Raw genomic sequence first — 26057 nt, forward strand, 5'->3', positions numbered from 1 at the left:
AATGAAAATGAGAGGAAAGTGAAACTTTCCTTAAGAACAGAGCTTAATATATTATTCCTGCTGGTTATGACCGGTATGATAGTTTTTCTAATAATTATCAATCAGGTCTTTCTTGAGAGAGTATATCTTTCTCATCAGCTTGGAGTTGTAAAGAAAGCTTATAACAGCATAAATGAGGCATCATCGGATGGCAGTTTTGCAACAGAAGAATATGATATTGAGCTGCAATCCATATACGATACTTATGGTATTGAGCTGGTTGTTCTTGATGCGGATTCACAGATGCTAAAATCTTCCTCGAGCGATGCGGATTATATGGCTCGGATTTTATGGGATAACCTTATCGGTGACAGCATTATGGCATCAGATGTCGTAGGGCAAAAGAGAATCATTGAGAAGACTGAGTCCTATACTGTTCAAATAGAGACTGATAAAAGGCTTAATACGGAATATCTTGAAATCTGGGGCGTAATTGATACCGGATATATTGTCATGGTACGAAGTGCGCTCGCAGGAATAAGGGAGAGCGTAGGAATATCCAACAGATTCATGCTGTATGTTGGCCTCATAGCAATTGTTATTGGCTCAATCAGTATTTTGTATTTGAGTAACAGAATTACTAAGCCTATTCTTCAGCTTACACGAATTTCAGACGAGATGAAAAACCTCAATTTTGAAGCAAAATATCAGTCAAAGAGTGGTAAGAAAAATACAAACGAAATAGATATCCTCGGTGATAACATAAATGAATTATCCGAGACTCTTGAAGCCACCATCAAAGAACTTAAGACGGCCAATAATGAATTAAAACAGGATATTGCCCGCAAGGAAGAAATTGATGAGATGCGAAGAGAATTCTTATCGAACGTATCACATGAACTTAAGACTCCGATCGCTCTTATACAGGGCTATGCGGAGGGACTTGATGAAGGAATAACGGATGATCCGGAGAGCATGGCTTTCTACTGCGAGGTAATAAGAGACGAAGCATCGAAGATGGATGTACTTGTTAAGAAGCTTCTGACTCTTAATCAACTTGAATTCGGTAATGATGTAACGCAGATGGAACGCTTTGATATCACTGAAACTATTAAGAATTACGTGAAATCTGCCGATATATTAACGAAGCAGAAAAATGCGACAGTACAAATGTCGGATTATCCTCCGATATATGTATGGGCTGATGAATTTAAGACAGAAGAAGTTTTGATGAACTATTACAGCAATGCTCTTAATCATATCAGCGGTGATTGCATAATTGAAATAAAGCTTACCAGAAAAGATGATAAGGTAAGGATTTCTGTATTCAATACCGGAGAACCGATTCCGGCTGATAGTATTGATCATATCTGGGAGAAATTTTATAAGGTTGATAAGGCCAGAACCCGCGAGTATGGCGGAAGCGGTGTGGGTCTTTCTATTGTAAAAGCTATTATGGAATCCATGCATCAGGAGTATGGTGTTAACAATTACGACAATGGTGTTGAATTCTGGTTTGAGCTTGAAACAAGGTAATACCTTATGGAGGCGTTTATGAAAAAACGTGGTTTAAAAGCTTTAATAACCGGTTGTATAATGGGAATGCTTCTTACGGGTTGCGGATCGGGCTTTCCTGAGATGACTCAGGAAGAACATGATCAGATTGTTCAGTATGCGGTAAGCGTTTTAATGAAAAATTCCAATAACGGAGTTGAAAAGCTTTCATCTTTAAGCTCTCTTGAACTCGAAAAGCAAATGCAAAAAGAGGATAGAGAGGCTAAAAAGGCAGCGCGAGATGCTGAGAATGCTGAAAAGATTGCCAATATGCCTGAGAATCCGGAGGAGGAAGAAGGTAATGATGATTCCGGAGAGGCACTGACAGTAGATGAAAGTCAGACTGCGACTGAGCTTGCACAGACGGAGGAACCATTGCAAAATCCCGAGGTAGATGATGAGGGTGAACAATTAAATAATGATACTGCTCCCGAAACTGATGACGGTAACACTGAAAATAAAGATGATATTGACTCTCTTCTTGAAAAGTTCGGAGATGATCTTGATGAGGGAATAGAAAACGCCGGACTTGAAACAGAAACAAAGCCGGAGGAAGATACTCAGGATATCGCGGAACCTTTGCCTGAAGATAGTAGTAATACCGAAATTACAACTGAGCAAAGTAGCGAAAATGATGCTCCTTCCACAGAAGCCGATAAGACTGTTGATGGTATGAGACAGGAACTGTCAAAGGGAATTTTCCTTACCTATTCAGGCTATAGTGTAGCGGGGACTTATCCTGATAATGATGATATTTTTGTTATAAATGCTACACAGGGTAAGAAACTTCTTATTCTCAAATTTAGACTTGCAAATACGAGCGGTATGGATGTTTCCGTGGATATGGAAAAGGCAAATCCCCATTTCCAGGTCATTTTGAATGGTACAAATGTCGGATATACCAATGTTACTATGCTTGATAATGATCTTAGTTCCTACAAGGGAACAATCCCTTCCGGCGCTAAGCTCAGTATGGTGCTTATAAAGCAGATGGATGCATCAAAGCTAAAAAATGTTGAATCTATTGGGCTTATAGGTGATATGGGAACAGAGACGATTCAGTTTAATCTTGAATAATTTTATAATTTTAAAGAGTAATGAACCCCGAAATATTATATTCTGATATTTGGGGTTCTTTTTATACAAAACAGAGCTTAAAATTTTATGAATATTGTATAAATTTTTCTTCATTACCCCACATTTCGTGATATACTTATTTAGTTATAATAATTTATAATTTTCATTACGATGAGGTGAAAATATGAAACAGTTAAATGATTATGTTAGAACTATACCTGATTTCCCTGAACCGGGAATTATGTTTCGCGATATTACCACAGTAATACAGGATCCTGACGGACTTCAGCTTGCAATAAATGAGATGCAGGATCTTGTAAAGGATCTTGATTTTGATGTAGTTGTAGGTGCTGAGTCCAGAGGATTTATTTTTGGAACAGCTCTTGCATATAATCTTAAAAAAGGATTTGTCATGATTCGCAAAAAGGGTAAGCTTCCTTGCGAGACAATTTCTGAGGATTATGAACTTGAGTATGGCACAGCTACACTTGAGATACATAAGGATGCTATCAAACCCGGCCAGAAGGTAATTATCGTAGATGACCTTATTGCAACAGGCGGTACTGTTAAGGCTATGATCAAAATGATCGAAAGACTTGGCGGTGAAGTTGCCGGCGTTCTTGTATTGTTGGAACTCAAGGGCCTTAATGGAAGAGAAGCTCTTGGCGATTACAAGCTTTATTCAGCACTTGCGTACGAAGGAAAATAATATTTTTTAATGGGATGTAAATATGGGACAGACAGAATTTGATGATGGCAAAATTGAAGCGATAGACGAATTTCAGTCTCCCGAAGCCCTCTACAAAGGGCTTATTTCCCGTGTCCGCAGATATCATCCATCTGATGATATAACTTTGATTGAGAAGGCTTATCAGGCAGCGTTCGAGGCTCACAAGGAGCAGCGACGCAAGTCTGGTGAGCCTTATATTATTCATCCTCTTTGTGTATCAATTATCCTTGCCGATCTCGAAATGGATAAGGAGACAATTGCTGCAGGACTTCTTCATGATGTTGTAGAGGATACCATTTATACCAAGGAACAGGTAGAAGAGCAATTCGGCGCTGATGTAGCACTTCTTGTTGATGGTGTTACAAAGTTGCAGGGATTGGAACTTTCCGGTGACTATGCGACCAAAACTCCGGATCAGATGGAGCTCCAGGCTCAAAATCTCAGAAAAATGTTCCTTGCTATGGCAAAGGATATCCGAGTAATCCTTATTAAGCTTGCAGACAGACTTCATAACATGCGTACCTTAAAGCACATGCCCGAAGTTAAGCAGCAAAGAATCGCACAGGAAACGCTGGACATTTACAGCCCGATTGCCGGACGACTCGGCATAAGTAAGATTAAGATTGAACTGGATGATCTTTCATTAAAATATCTTGAACCTGACATCTACTACGATCTCGTAAAACGTGTTGCTCAAAGGAAAATTGAGAGAGAAAAATATGTAGATGAAATCTGTGCTGAGGTTAGACAGCACATAGCCGACGCAGGAATTCCCGGAGAAGTAAACGGAAGAGTTAAGCACTTTTTCAGTATATATAAAAAGATGCATAATCAGGGCAAATCGTTGGAACAGCTCTACGATCTTTTCGCTGTAAGGATTATAGTTGCTTCCGTTAAGGATTGTTATGCGGCACTTGGTGTTATCCACGAGATGTATAAACCAATTCCGGGAAGATTCAAGGATTATATCGCCATGCCTAAGCCCAATATGTATCAGTCATTGCATACGACACTTATTGGCGCTACCGGCCAGCCCTTCGAGATTCAGATCAGAACATATGAAATGCATCGCGCCGCTGAATACGGTATCGCTGCACATTGGAAATATAAAGAGGCTTCTGACGGAAAACATGTTGAGGGCCAGGAAGAAGAGAAGCTTACGTGGCTCCGTCAGATACTTGAGTGGCAACAGGATATGTCAGACAATCAGGAGTTCATGAACCTCTTAAAGAGCGATCTGAATCTGTTTTCTGAGGATGTATATTGCTTCACGCCGAATGGTGAAGTAAAGAATCTTCCTGCAGGTTCAACTCCTATCGATTTTGCCTACAGCATTCACAGCGCTGTCGGTAATAAGATGATCGGAGCCAAAGTCAACGGAAAGCTTGTGCCCATTGATTACAGAATTCAGAATGGTGACAGAATAGAGATCCTTACCAGCCAGAATTCCAAAGGACCAAGCAGAGACTGGCTCAGCATTGTCGGCAGTACTTCGACAAAAAATAAAATAAATCAGTGGTTCAGACACGAGTTTAAAGAAGAGAATATCAATAAAGGTAAGGAACTTCTTGTTGAATATTGTAAATCCAAAGGTATTGATATTTACAATATCATGAAGCCTGAGTACCAGAATCTTATAGTGAGAAAGTACGGTTTCCACAGCTGGGATGCTGTAATGGCTGCTATCGGACATGGTGGTCTTAAGGAAGGTCAGGTTGTTAATAAGATCCTCGAGCTGTATGAGAAGGATCACAAACAGAACATGACCGACGAAGAAGTTCTTGCGGCTGTTGCTGAGTCCAGTGTCACACCAAGAATCAGCAGCTCAGGAAGTGCCATTATTGTTAAGGGAATCCATGATGTAGCTGTCAGGTTTTCAAAGTGCTGTAATCCTGTTCCGGGAGATCCGATTGTAGGATTTGTTACCAGAGGACGAGGAGTATCAATCCACAGAAAGGATTGTATCAATGTCCGCGCTATGCAGAATGAGGACAGAACAAGACTCATTGAAGCTAAGTGGGAAAGCCATGCTCTCGGCGAAAAGTATGTAGCTACTATCAACATATTTGCCAATAACAGATCAGGACTTCTTGCTGATGTATCCCGAGCTCTCACTGAGAAGAATGTAGATATTCTCTCAATGAATACCAGGACAAGTAAGCAGGGACTAGCTACAATGGAGACTTCATTCCAGGTATCAAGCAGAGAAGAGCTGGGTGAGATTGTTGATAAGATAAGAAATATTGACAGTGTTATTGATATCGAGAGAACCACCGGCTAAGCCTTCCCCCCACTGGGGAAGGTGGCACGAAGTGCCGGATGAGGTTAGAAAGGTAAAAAGATGTCAAATAAAGAAATAGGAACTGCGGCAGTTGGATCAATGTGCCTTGGAATGGTACAGACTAACTGCTATTTTGTTTATAAGGAAGATGGTAAAGATCATAGTGAAAATGCTCCGGTTACAGATGAAAATGATCTTACGCCGGTAGTTTTTTTTGATCCTGCCGATCTCGGAAAACTGATATACGAAAAGTTAAAAAATCATGGATTTAAGGTAGATGCTATCTACCTTACTCATGCACATTTTGACCATATAGGCGGTGTTGATGAACTAAGAAAGCTTTCTGGAGCTAAAGTTTTTATCTATGAAAAAGAAAAGAGACTTTGCGAGGATCCTGATTATAATCTTTCCAGTCAATTCGGAGAAAATTTAACTGTTAAACCTGACAAGTATCTATGTGACGGGGATGAGTGTGAGGCTGCCGGTTTACGATTTAAACTTATTGCTACGCCCGGACATACAGAAGGCAGTTGCTGCTATTATTTTGAAGAAGACCATATTCTGATTAGCGGTGATACGCTATTTGAAGGCTCTGTCGGAAGAACGGATTTCCCCGGAGGATCTATGTCTACACTTGTCCGTTCATGTCATGAAAGGTTATGGGGGCTTCCGGATGATACAGAAGTGTTCCCCGGACATGGACCTTCAACAACAATAGGTTATGAAAAAATGAATAATATGTATTTATAAGGTTTTAGGTTAGTTATGATTCAGGTTTTGATAAATAAAGATAAATTTAAATACGATATACATTCACTGGTTAAGGCTTTCTATCCAAAAGAGGATGTGAGTGTTCTTACTTTTGATGAGCTGAGTTCTAAGGGTGATAATGAAAATATTCTTTTCAAAATTGAGATTATTCTGGAAGAGGAAGCCGGAAAAATCTCGATGAAGATTATTCATAGTGATGGAGTTTGTAAGGAAGCAGAAACAGTATGCGATATTGCTTCGAATGGTGTAAGCGGCAACGAAGAAAGCGCTGAGGTTAGCAGTGAAAGCTCTACAAACGGAAGCACGGCTTCTCTATCAACACCCAAGAATTCATTAAAGCAGATGATGTATAGGGAGCTTTCCCATGAAATAGGTCATGAGCTTCCCTGGGGATCACTTACCGGAATAAGACCTACAAGAATTCCGATGCAGATGCTTGAATCCGGAAAGAATGAAGCTGAGATTAGAAAATATATGCAGGAGACATTCTTTGTATCTGATGAAAAGACTGATCTGGCCTATAATATTGCACTCAGAGAAAAGAAAATCCTTGATGATATCAACTATGAAAATGGATACAGCATATATCTTGGAATTCCCTTTTGCCCTACCACTTGTCTTTACTGTTCATTTACTTCTTTTCCTATAGTTACATGGAAAAAGAAGGTAAGTGATTATATAAGGTGTCTCGAAAAAGAGATTGATTATGTGGCAGAGACCTTTCAAGGAAAGGTTGTTAATTCCGTCTATATCGGAGGCGGTACACCTACAACTCTTGAACCTGATGAGATGACAAGACTAATCACTTATCTCAGAGAAAAGATAGACCTATGCGAGTGCAGAGAGTTTACCGTTGAATCCGGCAGACCTGATTCCATTACCAGAGAGAAGCTTCGTGCAATGAAAGAGTGCGGAGTTGACAGAATATCCGTTAATCCCCAAACGATGAGCGATGAGACTCTTAAACGTATCGGAAGACAGCATACCGTTGAGCAGTTCATAAATGCATATAACATGGCCAGAGAAGAAGGCTTCGACAATATAAATATGGATATCATACTTGGGCTTCCGGGTGAAACTGAAGCTGACGTTGAACATACAATGCAGGAAATCATAAAGCTTAATCCGGATGATCTTACTGTACACAGTTTATCTGTGAAAAGAGGTTCAAGGCTTGCTGAGCATATAAGAAACAATGGCTTCTTTGTTGCAGGCGATACCGGAAGAATGATGGAGATAGCAAAAGAAGGTGCTGCAAATATGGGGCTTACACCTTACTATCTTTATAGGCAGAAAAATATATCAGGAAATCTTGAAAATACCGGATATGCTCGTGAAGGTAAAGCCGGGATTTACAATATTCTTATGATGGAGGAAGTGCAATCAATAGTAGCTCTCGGTGCGGGAACTGTAACCAAGAGGGTTTACGGTGATGGTAGAATTGAGCGTTGTGACAACGTCAAGGACGTCACACTCTACATGAATAACATCAATGACATGATTGAGAGAAAAAAGAGTTTGTTTACATAGTAATGCCTTCCCCCTATGGGGGAAGGTGGCACGAAGTGCCGGATGAGGGGGTATAAGAAAAGGAGCGTTTCATTAAAGTGCAACAGAACAGATACGAGATGATGACAACAACACCGGTTCCAAAGCTTATTCTGAAAATGGCTGTTCCGACCATTATAAGCATGTTGGTAACCGGTATATATAACACTGCTGATACCTTTTTTGTAGGAAAAATATCAACACAGGCGACCGCTGCAGTTGGAATAGTTTTTACGGTTATGGCACTTGTTCAGGCTACAGGCTTTTTCTGCGGACATGGTTCAGGAAATTTTCTATCCAGAATGCTTGGTGCAGGGAAGACCAAGGAAGCAAATGAAATGGCATCAACAGGATTTGCTCTTGCTATAATTCTCGGAATTATAATTGCCATTGTTGGTAATATTTTTGTTGATGATATAGCAATGATGATTGGTTCTACACCGACAACCCTTGAGGACACCAGAAAGTATATGAGAATCATTCTTATCGGTGCTCCTTTTATGACAGGACAGTTTGTTATAAACAATCAGCTCAGGTTTCAGGGTAGTGCTGTGTATGCCATGGTAGGACTGATGTGCGGCGCCGCTATGAATATGGTACTGGATCCCCTTCTTATTTTTGTATTTAACATGGGAGTGACTGGTGCGGCGGTTGCAACAATTATGGGACAGATTACCAGCTTTATAGTTCTACTTGTCGGAAGCAGCAAGGGCGAAAATATAAGACTAAGCTTTAAAAATATTCATATTAACAGCTATTACATTAAAGAGATAACCAATGGTGGTGCGCCATCGCTTTTCAGACAGGCTCTGGCGGCAATTGCGTCTCTGTTGATGAACAAGGCGGCAGGAACCTTCGGCGGGGATGCAGCTATTGCAGGAATGTCAGTGAATACAAGAGTTATGATGATGATGTCCTCAGCGCTTATTGGATTTGGACAGGGTTACCAGCCTGTATGCTCATTTAATTATGGAGCAGGGCTAAAAAAGCGTGTTAAGGAAGGGTATTTTTTCTGCGTGAAGTATTCCACAATCTTTTTATGTATAGTCGGAGCTGTCTGCTTTTATTTTGCTCCGCAGATTATAGCTGTTTTCAGGGATGATCCCGAAGTTATAGCAGTAGGATCCGTGGCCCTTAAATGGACTTCGGCAACAATCCCTCTTAGCGGATGTATAGTAATGACAAACATGATGCTTCAGTCCATAGGACGAGGTGTAAAGGCTTCAATTATGGCCTCCTGCAGAAATGGAATATTCTTTATTCCCATGATTTTATTACTACCACAACTGTTTGGCCTTTTCGGAGTAGAAATCACACAGGCAGTTGCTGATATTTTTTCGATTTTAGTGTCGATTCCCATGGCCTATTCAGAGATAAGACATTTTAAAGAGTAAACTATTTGTAAGGATTTTGCTGATTTGAAAAGAAAAGATTTAGTTCGAAGAATTTTGATCATTACCTTCATAGTATTGTTTTTGCTCGCAGTTTATTTTTTTGTGGGCAGACCAATGATTGATTTTGTCGGTAATCCGGATGAACTAAAGCAATATATAGAGTCTAAAGGAATAAAAGGACTTTTGGTATTTTGCTTTCTTGTGATGATACAAACAATGTCAACTTGTATTCCCGGGACACCGTTCTATATGGGAGCAGGTTATGTCCTTGGTGGTTTTAAAGGAGCACTATTATGTGATGCCTCAGCAACGGCAGGAAATACAATTGCTTTTTTAATCGGAAGAAAATTTGGCAGAAAGTTACTGGAGAATCTGTTTTCAGAAAAGAAGATAGAATCTGTGGAGAAGTATATAAAAAAAGGGAACCCTAAGCTTATACATATAATGTTTATGCTTCTTCCACTTCCTAAAGACACCTATGCCTGGTTTGGGTATTATTCCGAGGAAAGTGTATTTCTATGGATCCCTCTTACTTTTATAGCGAGATTTACTCATATTTTTATATATTCCTTTGGCGGTAATAAGATTCAGGAGAAGCAATATGGTGTTCTTATTCTTGGAGTAACCATTGCAGTGATTGTTTATGCCGTAATTTTTCTAAAGATGCATAAGGCACGAAAAGGTGACTAATAATCTAAAATTTGTATAAATAATTCACTAATTTAAGAATATTATCTTCTTTGTTATGTTATTATGTTTATGTGAATTCTTTCAGTAGAATTGCTTTACTTAGAATAAATTTCAAGGAGGAGGAATTATGCAAGGCTATACCAAGATTGAGTATTCGAGAAATACTGATGTAATTCTTCGTAACACCAAGGGACATTTTATTACCCCTAATGCACATGTTAATTACTTCATTGACCTGTGTGATACCAAGGCCAGAATGAAGGAAGCAAGAGCTGCCGGTGAGTCGCTCGCTGAGTTCTATATTGCGTCAGAAGTGATTGATACAATTCTTTGCCTGAACGGTATGGAAGTTGTTGGATCTTACCTTGCTGATTCACTTACAAGAGCCGGGGTTATTTCCAAGAATGCACATAAGACGATGTATATCACAGGTCCCGAGTATAACGTAAACGGACAGATCATGTTCAGAGATAATAATAAGCACATGATCACTGACAAAAAGGTTCTCATTTTGTCTGATTCAGTAACCACCGGTGGTATGCTTAAGAGTGCTCTTGATTCCGTAAGGTTCTACCAAGGTGAGGTTGTCGGAATTGCCGCTTTCTTCTCTGTAGCTACTCAGATAGAGAATTATCCGATAAGGTCGCTTTTCTCATCAAGAGAGCTTCCTGATTATGCTTGCTATCCTCCGGATGGATGCCCGCTTTGTAAGGAAGGCCATCCCGTTGATGCTATATGTAACGGCTTTGGTTATTCTACTTTATAAAAACAAATTGATAATATACGTAATCCCCGGATTAGTGTCCGGGGATTATTTATGTCATGATATTTCTGTATTTTGAATAGCGCGTTTTAATGACTTTACTCGCGAAGGCTTAAGCTGAGTAAGTACTCATTATTAAGGATATTATACTGTCTTTTCTTGTCTCTGAATGTTTCATGTTTATTAGCTTATTACGGATAGCAAATTACGTCAAATATGATAGAATATAAGTCATGTCAAAAATGATTAATAACATTTTTGATCACGTGCAAATTGGTAGAGGACATATATGCTTAGGAATACAGATATATATAATGACAGTCATCAAAGAGATATAAATAATTATCATGAGATTGAGGATATTGCAGAGAGGAGAGATTACCTTCTGTCTGTAATTGCAGGGACAGATGAAATCCATGAAGCAGCAATAAAGTATAACTGTTTAAATCCGCCGGCGTCAGCAGACGAGGCTGCTATGCGAATTCAGGTGCTTGACCACAGATATGAAAATAAAGGTGGCCAGTGGATTGACAGATATATGCATGCATTTATGATGCTTCTGACTATGAACAGAGCATCGGGAATAAGCCTTTTTAACAAGAAAAGAAAAGCTCAATGCGCCGGTTACCTGTCAGAGCTTGGATTGGTTGATAATGCAGCGGCAAAAGAGGAAGATTATCTTTCATTACAGCTTGAGGAATGGGTTGACTTTGCGGTAAGTTACATTAAAGTCTGCATAAATGATAAAACCTATGGCTCTGCTTTTGGTGGTATGATCCACATGCAGGATAAGGATGCGGCTATGAAGGTTATATCTGATATAGATACAGCATTATATGAAATTCCTATGGATTATGAACTGATTGAAGAAGCGAAGCCACTATATAAGATTTTCAAGGAAACTTACTGCAGACTATTGGAAAGCGGTACATCCTTGTGGCAGGAATATATGAATGGAAAGGATCACTGATTTATAATGATACACCGTCTGGTTGATATTTTTAAAACCGGCAAATTAGTTCACAAGCTATTTTCAGCTATTGGAATCATCGCATATTACATCATATGGGTAAGAGTCTGGTTTTCATTAACTATGTTTATTTTACAAAAAGTGGCTGATTATATAGATGCAGCATTTCCGATGATTGTGCTGGGAACAATACTTATACCTTTAATGGTGTTTGGGCCATTTTATGTCTACCAATTACAGGACATCGGTCCTTCTTATACAAAGAGAAATGACATTTTATCCTCTAACGGACAAGAGGTATTTACCGAAGAATTTGGAAAACTTCCTCATTTTGATAAAATGCTTGGAAGATCTCATATAGTTAAAGTCCTTAAAAATTTGTAATGACAAAGCCCGGAGCATAAGCTGTATAAAGCTTAATTGGAGTATGCTATCAGAACTCCTTCTATTCCTAAATCGCATAGAATTATATTATCTGTAGGTATGTTTGTTTCTTCAACATACCTGTTTTTGTATTCTTCCAAGGAAAGGGAGCTTTTTATACTAAAATCAGGGCAGGAGTCAGCATATCCCGGTTTTAGCTTATCGGCTTTGGGGATATATTCTTTTACGTAATGATTATAGATATCATCAGGAGATGCGCAGAGCCATAAGCAGTAGTTAAATCGAGAGGTAAGTTTATTTACAACGCGTCTTAGCTGATCGTTTTTTATTGAATCTATTATAGGAAAACCCGTAGTTTTAATTTCATAGACAAGGTTAGCCAGAAGTCTGTAATCACGATATGACAAAGATGATGAATAGTGGTTGATAATAAAGTCACACACTTCATATTTGCCGCAGCGCATTATCTCGGTGGTGGCAACATCTATAGGATCACGTTTGTCTGTAGAAAGCGCACTTATTTCGGGAAAGAGTGTATTGTCACGATAGCCCTTTCCTGAATCTAAGATTAAACGTGCTTTATTCGTAAGATATTCATATCTATTTGAAGTTTCATTCATAAAACAAGTCCCATAATTCCTTCAAAAATCTATTTAATAAATTTTATCATGTTTTTTCTGAAAAATATTTAAAAGTAGTGTTGACATATAAATTCGATGGGGGTATATTTGAATCAACATATGAACAAATGCTCATATGTAATATAATAAATTTTTGTAAAACATTATGAAATATACAGAAAGGAGACCGGAACCGATGACAAAACTATCATGTAATCTGGATGAATTGCCGGATGAGGAAGAAATGTACGATCTCGCTGAACTGTTCAAAGTTTTTGGCGATTCAACCAGAATCAGAATATTGTTTGCCTTATTTGTGTCTGAATTCTGTGTGAATGATCTTGCTGAAAATCTTGGAATGACTCAATCGGCTGTATCACACCAGCTGAAGATTCTTAAGATGAACAGCCTTGTAAAGAGCAGACGTGAAGGCAAGCAGATGTACTATTACCTGGCAGATGATCACGTTAGAACAATTATTTCAATGGGACGTGAACATATAGAAGAAAAATAAAAAGAAAAGAGGAAAAAAATCATGAAAAAAACCTACAAATGTGAAGTTGACTGTGCTAACTGTGCTGCAAAGATGGAAGAAGCAATTAATAAGATTGATGGTGTAAAGAGTGCCAGAGTTAATTTCATGACCCAGAAGCTTACACTTGAAGCCGATGATGACAAATATGCAGAGATTCTTGATGCAGCAGTTAAGGCATGTAAAAAGGTTGAGCCTGATTGTAATATCGAAATCTGAAAATACTACATAATATGAAAGCGTGATCATTATGACTAAGAAGATGAAGAAAACCAGAAATAGAATAATAGGAGTACTTATTGCTTTTATAGTACTCCTTATAGCAGAGCATATGGGAGCCTTTGAAGCATTTCCATGGTATGTCAGCTTTGTGATATTCCTTATTCCATATCTTGTAATCGGATATGATGTCCTCCGAAAGGCATTTATAAATATATCCCACGGACAGGTTTTCAATGAGAATTTTCTTATGATGATCGCCACCTTTGGAGCATTCGCCATCAGTGAATATACAGAAGCTCTTGCGGTTATGCTGTTCTATCAGATTGGTGAGCTTTTCCAGAGCTATGCAGTCGGAAAATCAAGAGCATCTATTACAGAGCTCATGAGTATTGCTCCTGAGTATGCAAATGTAATTCAGGATGATGGAGAGGCTGTAGAAACTGATCCAGAGGAAGTTGGGATCGGAACAATGCTTCTGATAAAGCCCGGTGAGAAGATTCCGATAGATGGTGTTGTTACTGAAGGAGAATCTTTTGTAGATACTTCTGCAATAACAGGTGAGTCAGTTCCAAGAAGAGTTTCAGAGGGCGAAGAAGTAATAAGCGGATGTGTTAATAAGGACAGTGTTCTTAAAATCCGCACAACCAAGAATTATGAGGATTCAACAGTTTCTAAGATTTTGGAGCTTGTGGAAAACGCAAGTAATAAAAAATCAAGAATGGAGAACTTCATCACACGTTTTGCAAAATATTACACACCTGTTGTTACAATCGGAGCTGTTCTTCTTGCAGTAATACCGCCACTTCTCGGAATCATGCCTTTTTCTGATTCAATAAAAAGAGCATGTATTTTCCTTATTGTATCCTGTCCTTGCGCGCTTGTGATTTCTGTGCCGCTTGGCTTCTTTGGAGGCATTGGTGCAAGCTCTAAGATGGGAATACTTGTAAAGGGCAGTAACTATCTTGAAGCAATTGCGGAGGCAAGTACTCTGGTTCTTGATAAGACAGGAACCATTACAAAGGGGGAATTCAAGGTTTCTGAGATAATTCCTGCTGCAAATCTTTCAAAAGAAGAGATTGTTTGCCTCGCTGCAGGTGCTGAGAAATTTTCAAACCATCCTATTGCCAGATCAGTAATTGAGTATCATGATGAAATTCATAAAAATAATAGCTCTCTTACTGATGATAAAACTGAACTTACTGATATTAAGGAAGTTCCCGGTCATGGCATTACTGCAAAGCTTGGTGCTGAAGATATTTATGTAGGAAATGCCAAACTTCTTAAGAGCAATAATATTGAATTTAAGGAATCAGACTTGCCGGGAACCATTATTTATGTGGCTAAAGGAAAACTTTTTGTTGGAACAATCATAATATCTGATACAATAAAAGAAGGCGCGGCAGAGTCTATATCCAAAGCTAAAAGAGCCGGTGTATCACAGGTGATTATGCTGACAGGTGACAATGAAGATACAGCTATGGTTGTTGCCGATAAGGTTGGAATAGATAAGGTATTTGCACAGCTTTTGCCCGCAGATAAAGTGGAAAGAGTTGAGAGCCTTCTTGATGAGAACAAGAACGGAAAGGTAGCCTTTGTCGGGGATGGTATAAATGATGCTCCTGTTCTTATGAGAGCGGATGTCGGAATCGCCATGGGAAGCATGGGGTCAGATGCAGCTATCGAAGCGGCGGATATTGTCCTTATGGATGATGATATAGGTAAAATTTCCGCAGTTATACAGATAGCCAGAAAAACACTCAGAATCGTCAAGGAGAATATTGTCTTTGCTCTTTTCGTAAAAATATTGATACTGTTTCTTGGAGCTCTTGGATTCGCAACCATGTGGATGGCTGTATTCGGAGATGTCGGTGTAGCAGTTCTAGCGATTCTCAATTCCATGAGAGCCATGAAATGGACGAAAGAGGACATGAATGGCAAAGTCAGAGCTTGAAGTTATCCAGCTTTTAATGAAACTTATCGGGCATAAGACCGGTGAGATCAGCAAGGTTACTTATACTCCTCAGAAGATGGCTTTCCCTATGGATTCGGAGGGAGAGACTCATCTTCCAAGATCCACACCTGAGGAGCAGGGTGTAGACAGTGCTTTTATAGAGAAGCTTTTTAAGAGTCTCTATGAAAACAACAGCTGCCATATGCACAAAATTATGGCAGTTCGAAACGGACATGTTATCGGAGAATGTGCTTTTAAGCCATTTGATATGGACTATTGGCACGTTACTCATTCTATGTGTAAAAGCGTAACGGGAATGGCAATAGGCCTTCTTATCTACGAAGGAAAAATTAAATTAGACGACAAAGTTGAAGATATATTCGGCAGAACGGGGCCTCTTCAGTATTTCTTTTCAAAAGGACTTACTGTAAGACATCTCCTCACCATGAGTAGCGGCGTTGAATTTAATGAGGCAGGTTCTGTATATTCAAATGACTGGAGAAAGCAATTTCTCGAATCTCAGACAAAATTCACTCCCGGTTCTGCTTTTGAGTATAATTCAATGAATTCATACATGCTCTCAGCAATTGTGACCGAGGTTACAGGCGAGAGCATGTTTGATTATCTAAAACCGAGACTTTTTGAACCTCTTGGAATTAAGAGAGTATTCTGGGAAAGCTGTCCGCAGAATATCACAAAAGGCGGATGGGGATTATATCTTCGTATTGAGGATATGGCCAAACTTGGACAGCTATATTTGAATAATGGAAAATATGACGGCAAGGAAATTTTACCTGAAGAGTGGGTTAGAGACGCAACTTCTATGCAGATAGCAACAGGCGAGGTGACTTCTCCCGGTTACGGATTCCAGCTCTGGAACAGCAGTTCCAGACTTGGTGCCTATACCTTTAACGGAATGCTGGGACAGAACGTATATGTATTCCCGGACATCAACATGATGGTGGTAACAAATGCAGGAAATGAAGATCTGTTTCAGAAGGGTAATATGTCCGGTACAGTTCATAAACTCATGTCTGAAGCTGAAGTTTCTGATGAACCAATACCTGTTACAAAAGAGGTTCTGGCAAAGCAGAACAGCCTTAAAGAATTCATAAGAAGTGCAGAGGATCATCCCGAATGCAGGACAAGTATCGCGGGTGGCGGTTGGAACAAGAAGAAAAAGCGCAGCACTTATGGTATGAGCCCTAAATTCAGATATCTTCTAATGAAATGCCTTGATGGAGTTTCATACGATATGGACGATGAAGGTGTCGGTTTTATGCCGCTTCTCGTTCAGGTTATGCATAACAATTACACTGACGGTATAAAGTCAGTTGGTTTTAAGCTGGATGGTCGAACAGGTGCATTTTTCCTGCTTATAAAAGAAGGCGATACAACGCATGAGATAAAATGCGGTTTTGATGGATACAGGGCAGTAACAGATATAGATGAGCATGGTGAAATCTATACTATTTCTGTTGTGTCAGAATTCTCTATAGATGAATATGGCAGACCTGTTCTCAGGAATGAGTTTTATCTGATGGAGGATTCTACTGCGAGAGTTATGAATATATATCTTGGTAAGAGAGAACCGCTTCAGCATGATACATGTTTTTCATTCGGAAAAGTGAAACCACCTAAAAATATAGGCATAAGGTTTGATGAAATTCCCGGAAGTGGAATGCTTGTTGATATTCTTAACCAATTCGGTCATCTTGATGTTGGTAAAGGCATGAGTGGTTTTGTGATAAACAGACTTTCTGATTACGGAGCGATTGATGCGCTTATACTTGCCATAAGAGATACGGTAAGACCGAAACTGCACGGCAGAATACATGACAAACAGGAACCTCTGGAGTATGATAGTAATGGTGGAACTTTGACAGATACAGAAGCTTTCGCCGATGAAGATGATGCAATAATGGAGGATGATTAAATATGGCAAATGCAATTTACGAAAAAGTAAACAACTGCGTTGAGGCAATCAGAAAGGTTACCGATTTTAAGCCCAGGGTTGCAATTACGCTTGGTTCCGGACTTGGTAATTATGCAGAGCAGATTGATATAAAATGTGAGATATCTTATTCCGATATTCCCGGTTTTCCTATTTCTACCGTTCCCGGGCATGCAGGAAAATTTATTTTCGGATATGTGGGAGATGTTCCGGTTGTATGTATGAAGGGAAGAGTTCATTACTACGAAGGATATGATATCAACGATGTAGTTCTTCCCGCTAGGGTTATGAGACTTCTCGGTGCCGAGATTCTTTTCCTTACAAATGCAGCAGGTGGAATAAACTATACCTTTGATTGTGGTGATCTCATGCTTATAGCTGATCACATTTCTGTTTTCGTACCAAATCCGCTTATCGGTCCCAATATTGAGGAATTTGGAACCAGATTCCCGGATATGTCCTGTGTTTATGATAAGCAGCTTAGGGATATAATACAGCAGACTGCTCTGGAAAATGCCATTCCTCTTAAACAGGGTATTTATGCGCAGCTCACAGGACCATCTTTTGAAACACCTGCTGAGATCAGAATGCTCAGAATTCTCGGAGCGGATGCTGTTGGCATGAGTACGGTTGTAGAAGCTCTTGTCGCTCATTATATGGGTATGCGCGTGTGCGGTATTTCATGTATAAGTAATCTTGCTGCAGGAATGAGAGAAAAGCCTCTTTCGCACGAAGATGTACAGGAAGCTGCTGATAAAACAGGACCGTTGTTTGAGAAACTTGTAACTGAGTGTGTGAAGAAATTTTAAGGACCTCATCCGGCACTTCGTGCCACCTTCCCCTAAAAGGGGAAGGCAGATGATATAGCCTTCCCCCTATGGGGAAGGTGCCTGCAAAGCAGGCGGATGATATAGCCTTCCCCCTCTGGGGGAAGGTGCCTGCAAAGCAGGCGGATGAGGGTTAATGGGGTGAATAAATGAGGATTAGATTTTATAATGCCAGAATTCTCACTATGAGAGAAGGACAGGAAATCTTTGAGGGTGAATTGTGGACAAGCGGTGACAGAATTATTTACTGTGATACCACTGATCAGATTGAAGAATATTACAAGGAAAATCCCGGTGCAATGCTGGTTTTTGACAGAGAGATTGATTGCAAGGGAAATCTTCTCATGCCTGGCTTTAAGAATGCGCATACGCATTCAGCCATGACTCTTTTAAGGTCGAGAGCGGATGATTTGCCGCTTGCGGATTGGCTTAATAATGCGATTTTTCCTGTGGAGGCAAAGCTTACAGCAGAAGATATCTATTATCTTACTAAGCTTGCTGTACTTGAATATGTAAGTGGCGGTGTTACCAGTATTTTTGATATGTACCTCACTCCCGAATCTATAGCTGATGCTTGCAGAGACACCGGAATGCGTTGCGTTCAGGTTGGCGCTGTTAATAATTTCAGCCAGTCTCCTGAGCTTGTTGAGGAAATGTACAACAAGCTTAACGGAAAAGACGAATATAATTCCTATATTCTCGGATTTCACGCAGAATATACATGTACCAAGGAACTGCTTCAAAAGATAGCTGAACTTGCGCATAAGTATAAGGCGCCTGTTTTCACTCATATTTCGGAAACTGCACATGAGGTTGCTGAATGCAGAGAGAGATACAATATGAGTCCTGTTGAATTCCTGGACAGCCTGGGAATGTTTGACTATGGCGGAGGCGGATACCACCTTGTACATACCGATGAGAAGGATATGGATATTTTGAAAAAGCGCGGAATGTTTGTGGTAACAAATCCCGGTTCAAATACCAAGCTTGCTAGTGGAATCGCTCCGATAAACGACTATTTGAAGAAGGGAATTCCGGTGGCTATCGGAACGGACGGACCCGCAAGCAACAATGCCCTTAGCATGTTCAGGGAGATGTTCCTTGTTACCGGTCTTGGAAAGCTTCGCGAAAATGATGCTGCATGTATTGATGCCATGGACGTTTTAAAGATGGCTACAGTAAACGGCGCTCATGCTATGGGACTTAATGATGCAGATGTTCTTGATGCCGGAAAGCTTGCTGATATCATTATGCTTGATTTGAACAAGCCTAATATGCAGCCTATAAATAATATTTGCAAGAATATCGTCTACAGCGGGTCTGATTCAAATGTTATTCTGACAATGATTGGCGGCATCATTCGCTATGAAAAGGATGAATATAATATCGGAGTAAGTCCTGAGGAAATATATAGAAAGGCTTCTGAGATAAAGGCAAGAATAGACAAAGAATTATAAGATGAGGACTCTATGACCGGAGCTTATATATTGGGGATAATAGCTTCATTTATTGCGGCTGTTTTTCTCATTGGATTGCAAAACAGAAAAAATGAAGAGAGATCATTTAAAAAGAAGTGCGCAGACGAATATGGTGCTGCGCCTTCGTCTCGTATAAAGAAACAAAGAGCCGACATCAGTGGATATTATAAAATGGCTGATAAGGATTTCAGTATTGATGACATTACCTGGAATGACCTTGCGATGGATGAGGTTTACGACCGAATAAGCTATTGTGAGACTTCGTCAGGTGAGGAGTATCTGTATTATTTACTAAGATGCCCCCAAATCTGTGATGACGGTTCTTTTAATAAGCTCGAAAATGAATTATCGGCTTTATCAAAGGATGAAAGTGAAAGAATCCATTTGAAGGAAAGTCTGCATGGCATTGGAAAAAGCGGTAAGTATTCAATCTATGATTATCTGCCACTTATTGATAAAAATTCTGCAGGATCCAATCTTGTCCATGTGTTGATGCTTATACTAATGGTTCTTTCTGTACTTTTGATGAGCTTCTTTAATTTCACTCTAGGATTTTTGATTCTAATTATTGCATTTGCAGTAAATATGGTCACCTATTTTAAGATTAAATCAGCGCTTGCACCTTATCTTATGACTTTTTCTTATGTCCTTAGACTCATGAAGGGTGGAGAGGCTTTAGCTCTGACGGAAAGTGATATTTTCAAAGATGATATCAATAAAATAAAGGAATGTGTCTCAAAGCTTAAAGGCTTTTCAAGAGGCTCCTGGATTTTGTCCAAGGGGTATGGAGCAACCGGCAGCGGAAATCCTTTTGACATAATAATGGATTATGTCAGAATGCTTACCCATATTGATCTAATCAAATTCAACAGCATGTATAAGAAACTTAAGCAGGAGATACCAAGTGTCCAGAAACTGACCGAAATTATCGGATATATCGACTCTGTCATATCTATTGCATATTTTAGAGCGTCTTTTTCCGAATATACTGTGCCGGAATTGATGGAAAATCACGGCGAGTATCAGATCGAAAACGGCAGGCATCTGCTTATGGATAACCCTGTTCCAAATTCCTTTGCTGCTAAAAAGGGATTTTTGATAACAGGCTCTAATGCTTCGGGCAAATCAACTTTTCTTAAGATGTGTGCAATAAACAGCATTATGGCACAATCTATTCACACCTGTACATGTACTTCCTACAAAGCTCCGTTTTTCAGAGTATTTACCTCAATGGCGCTTAGGGATGACCTTACCCTGGGAGACAGCTATTATATGGTTGAAATTAAGTCATTAAAGAGAATCCTTGATTCTGCAGCGTATGATGGGGCTCCGGTTTTGTGCTTTATTGATGAGGTTTTAAGAGGAACAAACACAATTGAGAGAATTGCTGCGTCCTCAAAAATATTAGAATTTTTTGCTTCACACAAGGAAAGGGTTTTGTGTTTTGCTGCCACCCACGACAGAGAACTGGCAGAGGTTTTACATGATCACTTTGAAGTACATCATTTTGAGGGTGACATGGAGAATGGCGATGTTACATTTGATTACAAACTAAAGGTAGGTCCTGCCACAAAAAGAAATGCAATAAGCCTTCTTAAGTCCATAGGGTATAATGATGATATTGTTTGTGAGGCAGAGTCAATGGCTAAGCGATTCGAAGAGCATGGTTTATGGACTCTTTAAAGTATAAAATAATAAGCAATGCGGAGATTTAAGAAATGAAAGTTACTATATATTCGGATGGTTCAGCAAGAGGTAATCCTGACGGACCGGGGGGCTACGGAACAGTAATTCAATATATTGACGGTAAAGGCGTACTACATGAAAAGGAGTTAAGTGCCGGCTATGATAAGACAACCAACAATCGAATGGAGTTGATGGGTGCAATCATGGGACTTGAAGCGCTTAACCGCCCCTGTGAGGTTGACCTTTATTCGGATTCAAAGTATGTTATCAGCGCTTTCAATGAAAACTGGATATCCGGATGGTTGAAAAAGAATTGGAAAAAATCTGACGGAAAGCCGGTTAAGAACGTAGAACTATGGAAACGCCTTCTTGATGCGGTAAATAAACATAATGTCACCTGGCATTGGGTAAAGGGACATGACGGGCATCCTGAGAATGAGCGATGTGATACACTTGCTACCACGGCGGCCGACCAGGAACCCGGGGCCTTGCTTCATGATGATGGAGGAGCATTAAGGTAACCCCTCATCCGCCCTCCGGGCACCTTCCCCCCCAAGGGGAAGGCTTTTATGGCAATAATTGAAAATAAGTGAGCATAATCTGCTTTGTAAAATTTGTAAGATGTGTTATCATTTTTAACGGTTGAAAAATATATTTAATCAAATGCTTAAGAATAATCTTAAGCGGAATGGAGTGTATTATGAAATTCTTCTTGGATACTGCTAATGTTGAGGACATTAAAAAAGCAAATGACATGGGTGTTATCTGCGGTGTTACAACCAACCCTTCTCTTATTGCCAAAGAAGGCAGAGACTTTAATCAGGTTGTTGCAGAGATCGCATCTATCGTAGACGGACCTATCAGCGGCGAAGTTAAGGCTACAACAGTTGATGCCGAGGGCATGATCAAAGAGGGCCGTGAGATCGCTAAGATTCACAAAAACATGGTAGTTAAGATTCCTATGACAGAAGAGGGACTTAAGGCTTGCCATACACTTGCAGCTGAGGGTATCAAGATCAACATGACTCTTATCTTTACAGCTAACCAGGCTCTTCTTGCAGCAAGAGCAGGAGCTGCTTTCGTAAGTCCTTTCCTTGGAAGACTTGATGATATAAGCACAAGAGGTACAGACCTTATTTCTGAGGTTGCTCAGATATTCGACCTTCACGGTATTGATACTGAGATCATCGCTGCATCTGTTCGTCATCCTATGCACGTTACAGATTGCGCACTTGCAGGTGCTCACATCGCTACAGTACCTTATGGTGTTATCGCACAGATGGTTAACCATCCTCTTACAACAGCCGGAATTGAGAAATTCCAGAAGGATTACAAGGCTGTATTTGGTGAATAATCTATAATATGCTTTAAAATGCCTTAATAATAGCGCTTTGGATATTCATAGTAGTATCCAAAGCGTTTTATTTTTATTTTTTTAACATTTTTTTATAAGCGATTAATAGTTTTGTCCACCCCTGTTTGTTAACATAAAATAGTAGAATACTGAAAAGGAACTGGTATTAGTATGGCAAAAATTGAAGGCGAGGGGCTTCCATCAGACCTATACCAGAAAGATGAATTTTTAAATATCATTAATTCAAAAGCGGAAAACGATGAGCTTTCGGCTTCTTTTTGCTGTGTATTTTTCGATATCAAAGGCTTTAGATCATATTATATGAATAATGGCTTTGATGAAGGCTATCAGGTTCTTGTATTTCTGAAGAATAAGATAAGAGATTCATTTCCTTTGGACATTGCATGCAAACTAGATGATGGTGAGTTTGTTGTTGTAACCGATATTGATGATATTGAGAGATTTATATCCAGAATTCAGCGAGATTTCGATGAGGTTTATATACATACAGGAATGGATCTTCATGCAGGAATCTATTATATCAATCCTGATGATAAATTAGCTGAGGAGATAATTGAAAAAGCAGTGCTTGCGTGCTCATCCGGCGATTCTGTTGGAAATGGCATCTTTAAGTATAATAGTGAGAATATAGACGATGAGATATTGATGAAGCATTATGTGGTTCATCATATCGAAGATGCAATAGAGAATGGTGAAATTACAATCGCTTATCAAGCGGTTTTCCATACACTATCAGGTAAAGTATGCGGAAATGAAGCTCTGGCAAGATGGAATACAACAGAATACGGAGTTCTGATGCCAAAAGATTTCATCTCAGTATTGGAGCATTCGAAAAAGATATACCTTCTGGACAGTTTTGTAATAAAGCAGGTATGTAAGGACCAAAGTGAGATCATAAAAATCGGCATGGATCCGCTTCCTGCTTCAATCAACCTTACAAGGCTTGATTTTGCTCTTGTTGATATAGTTGGCCTTTTGGAGGAAGAACTTGAAAAAAATAAGCTTCCCAAGAGTCTTATTCGAATTGAAATCAGTGAAGCGGAAATAACCAATGATAAAGATGGCATAAAAGCTGAGCTTGAAAGACTTAAAGATCATGGGTTTAGCTTGATATTCGATGATTTCGGAAGTGAATATTCTTCACTGCATATCCTGAATGATATGCCTTTTAATGCTGTCAAAATAAACAGTAATTTCTTATCTGGATATAAAGATGATGTTAAGCCAAGAGTTATGCTTAAGAATATCATCAATATGTCGAAGGAACTTGGCATCCAAACGATAATGGGCAGTGTTGAGGACGAAAAGATTCTTGATTTCCTTAAGCAGTCCGGATGTGAACAGTCTCAGGGACATCTATATAGTGAAGCTCTTAAAATGTTTGATTATCCGATTGAACAATTTCCTCATCAGTTCGAATCGGATGAGGAGACTGTTTTTTATGATGCCATAGGAAAAGTGAATGTGCTATCACAGACACCTATGCAGGATATAGGCAGATTTGATCCGGACAATGCTTACTACAATCACAGACCTATCGCGATATTTGAATTTGACGGCAAAATCCTTAAGCCACTCATGTGTAATAATGACTTTTATGATATTTTTAAGCTTTTGTTTACTAGTGATGTGAAGTCGATTCAGGAGCTGTTTAATTCGCCTGCAATCATATTTGCAAAAGACATTAAAATGCTTGCATCTCAATGTGTGCAGGATGATGAAATACATTCCATGGAATTTGTTACCAGTAACGGTTTTAACAGGATAATGCTAAGAAAAATTACGCAGAGTAAGGCTCTTGGTAAAACAGCTATTTTGGCTACTGCGGAGATCATGACAGAAAATGATGCGGGCACAAGAGTAATGCAACTCAACTCGTATCTTAAGTTCCTCTATATGATTTATAACCGTGTGGATATTGTATCTGTCGTTGATGATACCTTTGAAACTGTTTATGAAAATACTGCCAGATACAGCCAGAAGATGAAGAAAGGCAGTTTCTCTGATGCAATAAAGAAATTTGCGGATGAAGCAATTTATAATGAGGACAGAACGGATTTTATAGAATTTTATAATCTGAACAGCCTTGATGAGAGAATCAGTGAATACGGGACAAATCATATAACAGATTATTTCAGGACAAAGGATATAAACGGCGAATATGACTGGCTTATGTATCTGCTTATTCCAATTGTCTCGGAAGGAGACAGAATGTTTATCATGTGCTCCAGAACGCTTGACGCTGAGCGCATGAGAAAGCTTCCTGATATAAGTCAGAGTGGTTCTGAATATTATGATATGCCAAGCGATCCGACATTCCTTTTGCTTGCCAGTGATGCTTTTACGGAGACACTTGGATATGGTTCGTTTGAACAGTTTATCAGAAATACCTTTTATCTTGAAGCAAATCTTACCGAGGATAAGACTGTATATATGCATCTTGGACAGACCGGTCTTATTTCTGATTTCGGTGAGACGGGCTATATACAGCTTCCTTTTGGAGAAGTTACAAGGAGCATGGTATTTTCACAGGCTGAACCCGAAGAACATGAAAAGATGTATGAGTTTTATAACAGGGACAGACTTCTGAAAGAATATGAAAACGGCAATACTTCAGGACGTATCGTATATCTTGAAAAGACCGGTTCCAGCGAAAAACCAAGATATCAGAATGCATGTTATCAGATAAGAAGAAACAGGCAGGATGATGGTCTGCATATTTATATTCTTAAATATGACATTGATCAGTTTAAGAGAACAAATGAAACTATACGCAACCTTGCTGAGAGAGATACTTTGACAGGTCTGTTCAATCGTATGACCATCGGTAAGGTTTATGAAGCGTTTATCTCTGACCCGGAGACAAAGAGTCTGGCTATGATATTGCTTGATCTTGATTTCTTCAAGCAGATAAATGATAAGTATGGTCATCATTGTGGCGATAAGGTACTTCAGGATGCTGCAAACCGTATGCAGAACGACCTTGGCAGCGATGTTTATCCTTCGCGAATCGGCGGTGATGAATTCCTTGTTATAATAAGAAATCATACTGACAAAGAGGTTGATGCAGCGCTGAAAGCCTTCTCAGAAGCGGAAAAGACAGTTGATTATAACGGTGAAAAAGTAAAATATACGATGTCTGTTGGATATGCTGTATACCCTGAAGACGGAAAAGCGTATAATGATTTATATAGAAACGCAGATAATGCACTTTACTATGTGAAAGAAAACGGCAAAAACAACTATGGGAAGTACGATAAACGGAGGTAGT

At 39.4% G+C, this 26057-nt stretch carries 22 protein-coding genes; 21 read left to right on the forward strand and 1 reads right to left on the reverse strand.

Annotated features, from left to right (window positions below; genetic code table 11):
* The first annotated feature begins 18 nt into the window (after positions 1–18).
* The 11 genes from G596_RS0100550 (at position 19) to G596_RS0100600 (ending at position 12141) form a co-directional block, all read left to right on the forward strand.
* Positions 19–1515 (forward strand): sensor histidine kinase, encoded by a 1497-nt coding sequence (locus G596_RS0100550; RefSeq protein WP_330361210.1) that lies wholly within the window; start codon positions 19–21, stop codon positions 1513–1515.
* An 18-nt stretch (positions 1516–1533) separates the two neighbouring features.
* A complete protein-coding gene (locus G596_RS0100555; RefSeq protein WP_022759875.1) occupies positions 1534–2610 on the forward strand; it encodes a hypothetical protein in 1077 nt (358 codons plus the stop codon).
* 184 nt (positions 2611–2794) lie between these two features.
* The gene (locus tag G596_RS0100560; RefSeq protein ID WP_022759876.1) at positions 2795–3319 is read left to right on the forward strand and encodes an adenine phosphoribosyltransferase; all 525 of its coding nucleotides are present in this window, start codon (positions 2795–2797) and stop codon (positions 3317–3319) included.
* 22 nt (positions 3320–3341) lie between these two features.
* Complete coding sequence (locus G596_RS0100565; protein ID WP_022759877.1) at positions 3342–5621, forward strand: RelA/SpoT family protein; 2280 nt, start codon at positions 3342–3344, stop codon at positions 5619–5621.
* A 60-nt stretch (positions 5622–5681) separates the two neighbouring features.
* A complete protein-coding gene (locus tag G596_RS0100570; protein ID WP_026497560.1) occupies positions 5682–6371 on the forward strand; it encodes an MBL fold metallo-hydrolase in 690 nt (229 codons plus the stop codon).
* Between the two features lie 15 nt (positions 6372–6386).
* Entirely contained in the window at positions 6387–7922 is a 1536-nt protein-coding gene (gene hemZ / locus G596_RS0100575; RefSeq protein WP_026671136.1) for a coproporphyrinogen dehydrogenase HemZ, read from the forward strand.
* Positions 7923–7999: 77 nt separating this feature from the next.
* Entirely contained in the window at positions 8000–9334 is a 1335-nt protein-coding gene (locus G596_RS0100580) for an MATE family efflux transporter (RefSeq protein ID WP_026671137.1), read from the forward strand.
* Between the two features lie 24 nt (positions 9335–9358).
* Positions 9359–10024, forward strand: a complete 666-nt coding sequence (locus tag G596_RS0100585) for a TVP38/TMEM64 family protein (RefSeq protein ID WP_139176152.1) — start codon at positions 9359–9361, stop codon at positions 10022–10024.
* A 127-nt stretch (positions 10025–10151) separates the two neighbouring features.
* Positions 10152–10790: an orotate phosphoribosyltransferase gene (locus G596_RS0100590; protein WP_022759880.1), complete on the forward strand. Its 639-nt coding sequence runs from the start codon at positions 10152–10154 to the stop codon at positions 10788–10790.
* Positions 10791–11076: 286 nt separating this feature from the next.
* Positions 11077–11757 carry a DUF6553 family protein gene (locus tag G596_RS0100595; protein WP_022759881.1) on the forward strand — a complete coding sequence of 227 codons (681 nt, stop codon included), beginning with the start codon at positions 11077–11079 and terminating at the stop codon, positions 11755–11757.
* 6 nt (positions 11758–11763) lie between these two features.
* The gene (locus tag G596_RS0100600) at positions 11764–12141 is read left to right on the forward strand and encodes a hypothetical protein (protein WP_022759882.1); all 378 of its coding nucleotides are present in this window, start codon (positions 11764–11766) and stop codon (positions 12139–12141) included.
* Positions 12142–12173: 32 nt separating this feature from the next.
* On the opposite strand, the gene G596_RS0100605 is transcribed toward G596_RS0100600, so the two are convergent.
* On the reverse strand, positions 12174–12761 hold the full coding sequence (locus G596_RS0100605; protein ID WP_022759883.1) for a hypothetical protein: 588 nt from the start codon (positions 12759–12761) through the stop codon (positions 12174–12176).
* A gap of 196 nt (positions 12762–12957) precedes the next feature.
* Between G596_RS0100605 and G596_RS0100610 the strand changes: the two genes are divergently transcribed.
* The 10 genes from G596_RS0100610 (at position 12958) to G596_RS0100660 (ending at position 26056) form a co-directional block, all read left to right on the forward strand.
* Positions 12958–13275, forward strand: coding sequence for an ArsR/SmtB family transcription factor (locus tag G596_RS0100610; protein ID WP_022759884.1), 318 nt, complete (start codon positions 12958–12960; stop codon positions 13273–13275).
* Positions 13276–13296: 21 nt separating this feature from the next.
* Positions 13297–13512: a cation transporter gene (locus G596_RS0100615; RefSeq protein ID WP_022759885.1), complete on the forward strand. Its 216-nt coding sequence runs from the start codon at positions 13297–13299 to the stop codon at positions 13510–13512.
* Between the two features lie 31 nt (positions 13513–13543).
* On the forward strand, positions 13544–15466 hold the full coding sequence (locus G596_RS0100620; protein ID WP_022759886.1) for a heavy metal translocating P-type ATPase: 1923 nt from the start codon (positions 13544–13546) through the stop codon (positions 15464–15466).
* A complete protein-coding gene (locus G596_RS20380; RefSeq protein ID WP_022759887.1) occupies positions 15447–17402 on the forward strand; it encodes a serine hydrolase domain-containing protein in 1956 nt (651 codons plus the stop codon). The genes G596_RS0100620 and G596_RS20380 overlap by 20 nt, the downstream gene beginning before the upstream one ends.
* A gap of 2 nt (positions 17403–17404) precedes the next feature.
* Positions 17405–18229 (forward strand): purine-nucleoside phosphorylase, encoded by an 825-nt coding sequence (locus G596_RS0100630; protein WP_022759888.1) that lies wholly within the window; start codon positions 17405–17407, stop codon positions 18227–18229.
* 167 nt (positions 18230–18396) lie between these two features.
* Positions 18397–19704, forward strand: coding sequence for an amidohydrolase family protein (locus G596_RS0100640; RefSeq protein WP_022759889.1), 1308 nt, complete (start codon positions 18397–18399; stop codon positions 19702–19704).
* Positions 19705–19716: 12 nt separating this feature from the next.
* Positions 19717–21408, forward strand: a complete 1692-nt coding sequence (locus G596_RS0100645; RefSeq protein ID WP_022759890.1) for a MutS-related protein — start codon at positions 19717–19719, stop codon at positions 21406–21408.
* 35 nt (positions 21409–21443) lie between these two features.
* Entirely contained in the window at positions 21444–21932 is a 489-nt protein-coding gene (rnhA, locus tag G596_RS0100650; protein ID WP_022759891.1) for a ribonuclease HI, read from the forward strand.
* A gap of 179 nt (positions 21933–22111) precedes the next feature.
* The gene (gene fsa / locus G596_RS0100655) at positions 22112–22765 is read left to right on the forward strand and encodes a fructose-6-phosphate aldolase (protein ID WP_022759892.1); all 654 of its coding nucleotides are present in this window, start codon (positions 22112–22114) and stop codon (positions 22763–22765) included.
* 171 nt (positions 22766–22936) lie between these two features.
* Positions 22937–26056: a bifunctional diguanylate cyclase/phosphodiesterase gene (locus G596_RS0100660; protein ID WP_022759893.1), complete on the forward strand. Its 3120-nt coding sequence runs from the start codon at positions 22937–22939 to the stop codon at positions 26054–26056.
* The last annotated feature ends 1 nt before the right edge of the window (position 26057 follow it).

It is taken from the genome of Butyrivibrio sp. AD3002, from assembly GCF_000420905.1.
In the GTDB taxonomy this organism is placed as follows: domain Bacteria; phylum Bacillota; class Clostridia; order Lachnospirales; family Lachnospiraceae; genus Butyrivibrio.

Excerpts from the sequence above, each read along its gene's own strand:
- G596_RS0100555 (WP_022759875.1), top strand. The coding sequence starts at position 1,534 with ATGAAAAAACGTGGTTTAAAAGCTTTAATAACCGGTTGTATAATGGGA.
- G596_RS0100560 (WP_022759876.1), top strand. The coding sequence starts at position 2,795 with ATGAAACAGTTAAATGATTATGTTAGAACTATACCTGATTTCCCTGAA.
- G596_RS0100565 (WP_022759877.1), top strand. The coding sequence starts at position 3,342 with ATGGGACAGACAGAATTTGATGATGGCAAAATTGAAGCGATAGACGAA.
- G596_RS0100570 (WP_026497560.1), top strand. The coding sequence starts at position 5,682 with ATGTCAAATAAAGAAATAGGAACTGCGGCAGTTGGATCAATGTGCCTT.
- hemZ (WP_026671136.1), top strand. The coding sequence starts at position 6,387 with ATGATTCAGGTTTTGATAAATAAAGATAAATTTAAATACGATATACAT.
- G596_RS0100590 (WP_022759880.1), top strand. The coding sequence starts at position 10,152 with ATGCAAGGCTATACCAAGATTGAGTATTCGAGAAATACTGATGTAATT.
- G596_RS0100595 (WP_022759881.1), top strand. The coding sequence starts at position 11,077 with ATGCTTAGGAATACAGATATATATAATGACAGTCATCAAAGAGATATA.
- G596_RS0100600 (WP_022759882.1), top strand. The coding sequence starts at position 11,764 with ATGATACACCGTCTGGTTGATATTTTTAAAACCGGCAAATTAGTTCAC.
- G596_RS0100605 (WP_022759883.1), bottom strand. The coding sequence starts at position 12,761 with ATGAATGAAACTTCAAATAGATATGAATATCTTACGAATAAAGCACGT.
- G596_RS0100610 (WP_022759884.1), top strand. The coding sequence starts at position 12,958 with ATGACAAAACTATCATGTAATCTGGATGAATTGCCGGATGAGGAAGAA.
- G596_RS0100615 (WP_022759885.1), top strand. The coding sequence starts at position 13,297 with ATGAAAAAAACCTACAAATGTGAAGTTGACTGTGCTAACTGTGCTGCA.
- G596_RS0100620 (WP_022759886.1), top strand. The coding sequence starts at position 13,544 with ATGACTAAGAAGATGAAGAAAACCAGAAATAGAATAATAGGAGTACTT.
- G596_RS20380 (WP_022759887.1), top strand. The coding sequence starts at position 15,447 with ATGGCAAAGTCAGAGCTTGAAGTTATCCAGCTTTTAATGAAACTTATC.
- G596_RS0100630 (WP_022759888.1), top strand. The coding sequence starts at position 17,405 with ATGGCAAATGCAATTTACGAAAAAGTAAACAACTGCGTTGAGGCAATC.
- G596_RS0100640 (WP_022759889.1), top strand. The coding sequence starts at position 18,397 with ATGAGGATTAGATTTTATAATGCCAGAATTCTCACTATGAGAGAAGGA.
- G596_RS0100645 (WP_022759890.1), top strand. The coding sequence starts at position 19,717 with ATGACCGGAGCTTATATATTGGGGATAATAGCTTCATTTATTGCGGCT.
- rnhA (WP_022759891.1), top strand. The coding sequence starts at position 21,444 with ATGAAAGTTACTATATATTCGGATGGTTCAGCAAGAGGTAATCCTGAC.
- fsa (WP_022759892.1), top strand. The coding sequence starts at position 22,112 with ATGAAATTCTTCTTGGATACTGCTAATGTTGAGGACATTAAAAAAGCA.
- G596_RS0100660 (WP_022759893.1), top strand. The coding sequence starts at position 22,937 with ATGGCAAAAATTGAAGGCGAGGGGCTTCCATCAGACCTATACCAGAAA.